The 2,740-nt window shown below is 73.3% G+C and carries 3 protein-coding genes; all 3 read left to right on the top strand.

Annotation, left to right across the window (positions count from 1 at the left end; genetic code table 11):
* Positions 1 to 350 (top strand): DALR anticodon-binding domain-containing protein (locus tag WA805_RS30120; RefSeq protein WP_425244016.1); only part of this gene is annotated, 350 nt, incomplete at its 5' end.
* Between the two features lie 18 nt (positions 351 to 368).
* Positions 369 to 1,757: a diaminopimelate decarboxylase gene (lysA, locus tag WA805_RS30115; RefSeq protein ID WP_424564794.1), complete on the top strand. Its 1,389-nt coding sequence runs from the start codon at positions 369 to 371 to the stop codon at positions 1,755 to 1,757.
* Positions 1,754 to 2,740, top strand: a 987-nt coding sequence (locus WA805_RS30110) for a homoserine dehydrogenase (RefSeq protein ID WP_425244015.1), incomplete at its 3' end; no start/stop codon positions are given. The genes lysA and WA805_RS30110, both read left to right, overlap by 4 nt.

Below are 2,740 nucleotides of genomic sequence, written 5' to 3'. Positions count from 1 at the left end.
GGTACGCGCACGCCCGCGCCGCGTCCGGGGTGCGCTGGGCAGCCATCCTCAACGCAGCGGAGGCGGCCCCGCCGCGCCCGCCCGCCGAACCGGAGGAGCTGGCGCTGCTCGACGCGCTGTCCTGGCTCCCGGAACGGGTCGCCACCGCGGCGCGCCGTGGCCGGCCCGACGAGTTCGCCCGGTACCTGGAGGAACTGGCCAGCGTCGCCATCGCCGCGCTGACTTCCCCCAGTCACCGGGGAGGCGCCCGAGCTCCCGGAACTGACAAGCCCGCTCTGGCCAGGGCGGCGCAGGCCGGCCTCGCCGCCGGGCTTGGGCTGCTCGGGGTCGGCGCGCCCGAACGGCTGTGAAAACGGAGAACAAGACTGATGAGCCGTGTCGCCCACCCCGCCGGGCCGCGCCACGCGGACGTGCTGCCGGCCGACCACCCGCCAGCGCCGCCCGCCGACCTGAACGCGCTGCATCCGGCGATCTGGCCGCGCGGCGCCCAGCGGCGCGGCGGCGTGCTGACGCTCGGCGGCGTGGACGTCCGCGACCTGGCAGCGGAGTTCGGCACGCCGGTCTTCGTCACCGACGAGCAGGACGTGCGGGAGCGGTGCCGCGAGTACATGGACGCGTTCGGCGCTGACGCGCAGGTCTACTACGCGTCGAAGGCGTTCTGCTCGCGCGCGGTGCTCCGCTGGGTCACGGAAGAGGGCCTCGGCGTCGACGTCTGCACCGGCGGCGAGCTGGAGACCGCACTGTCCGCCGGGGTCGACCCGGCCATGATCACACTGCACGGCAACAACAAGCTGCCCGCCGAGCTCGCCCGCGCCGTCGCCGTGGGCATCGGGCACGTCGTCGTGGACTCCTACGAGGAGATCGCGCGGCTCGCGTACTACGCCGAGCAGGCCGGCGCGCGGCCGCGGGTGCTGGTCCGGGTGACGACCGGCGTCGAGGCGCACACGCACGAGTTCATGGCGACCGCGCACGACGACCAGAAGTTCGGCTTCTCGCTCGCGTCCGGCGCCGCCGACGAGGCGGTGCGGCGGGTGCTCGCGCTGCCTCAGTTTGAGTTCGCCGGGCTGCACTCGCACATCGGCTCGCAGATCTTCGACACCGCCGGCTTCGAGGTGGCCGCGCACCGGGTCGTCGAGCTCGCGGCGCGGATCCTGGCCGAGCACGGGGTCGTCGTGGCCGAGCTCGACCTGGGCGGCGGGTTCGGCATCGCGTACACGCCGGAGGACGACCCGCCAGAGGTGAAGTCGCTGGCAGCCGGGCTGCGCGCGATCGTGACGGCGCAGTGCGCCGCCTTCGGCCTGCCGGTGCCGCGGCTGACGATCGAGCCGGGGCGGGGCATCGTCGGCCCGTCCACGGTCACGCTGTACGAGGTCGGCACGATCAAGGACGTGGACGGGATCAGGACCTACGTGAGCGTGGACGGCGGGATGAGCGACAACATCCGCACCGCGCTGTACGACGCGGCCTACACCTGCGTGCTCGCGTCCAGGTTCTCGGCAGCCCCGGCGATGCTGTCCCGGGTCGTGGGGCGGCACTGCGAGAGCGGCGACATCGTGGTGCGGCATTGCTACCTGCCGTCCGACCTGGCGCCTGGCGACCTGCTCGCCGTCGCCGCGACCGGCGCGTACTGCTGGTCGCTTGCGTCAAATTACAATCACCTGCCGCGGCCAGGCGTGGTGGCGGTCGGTGACGGCTCGGCTCGCGAGATCGTCCGCCGTGAGACCCTGGACGACCTGCTGCGATTGGACGTCGGATGAACGAGGGTGACGGTAAGACCCTGCGCGTAGCGCTGCTCGGCTGCGGCGTCGTCGGGTCGCAAGTGGCACGGCTGCTGCGCGAGCAGGCCGACGACCTCGCGGTCCGCACCGGGGCGCGAATCGAGGTCGCCGGAATCGCGGTGCGGCGGCTGTCGCACCCGCGGCCCGGCGTCGACCAGGCGCTGCTGACGACCGACGCCATGGGGCTGGCCATCCGGCCGGACGTCGACATCGTGATCGAGGTGATCGGCGGGATCGAGCCTGCCCGCTCGCTGCTGCTGGCCGCGATGAAGGCGGGCAAGTCCGTGGTGACGGCCAACAAGGCGCTGCTCGCCGAGCACGGCGAGCAGATCCACGCCGCCTCGAGGACCTACGGCGCCGACCTGTACTACGAGGCCTCAGTGGCGGGGGCGATCCCGCTGCTGCGGCCGCTGCGCGAGTCGCTGGCCGGGGACACCGTGCACCGGGTGCTCGGCATCGTCAACGGCACCACCAACTTCATCCTGGACCGGATGGACACCTCGGGCGCCGACTTCGGCGAGTCGCTGGAGGAGGCGCAGGCGCTCGGGTACGCCGAGCCTGACCCGACCGCCGACGTGGAGGGGTTCGACGCGGCGGCGAAGGCCGCGATCCTGGCCGGGCTCGCCTTCCACACCCGGGTCACCGCGGCCGACGTGCACCGCGAGGGCATCACCGAGGTGACCGCCGCGGACATCGCGTCCGCGAAGACGCTGCGCCGCATCGTGAAGCTGCTGGCGATCTGCGAGCGGTCCGACGCCGGTGTCAGCGTGCGCGTGCACCCGGCGATGATTCCCAGGTCGCACCCGCTGGCAGCCGTCGGCGGCGCCTACAACGCGGTGTTCGTCGAGGCGCAGTCGGCTGGACGGCTGATGTTCTACGGCGCCGGGGCCGGCGGGACCCCCACGGCGTCGGCGGTGCTCGGCGACATGGTGGCGGTGGCGCGCAACCGGCTGGCGGGCACC

This window comes from Trebonia sp. (genome assembly GCF_049794275.1).
GTDB lineage: Bacteria > Actinomycetota > Actinomycetes > Streptosporangiales > Streptosporangiaceae > Trebonia.
The sequence above is the reverse complement of the archived record's forward strand: the minus strand, read 5'-3'. Positions and strand labels throughout refer to the sequence as shown.

What these genes read in the sequence shown, in the direction of transcription:
- lysA (WP_424564794.1), top strand. Translation starts at nt 369, where the DNA reads ATGAGCCGTGTCGCCCACCCCGCCGGGCCGCGCCACGCGGACGTGCTG.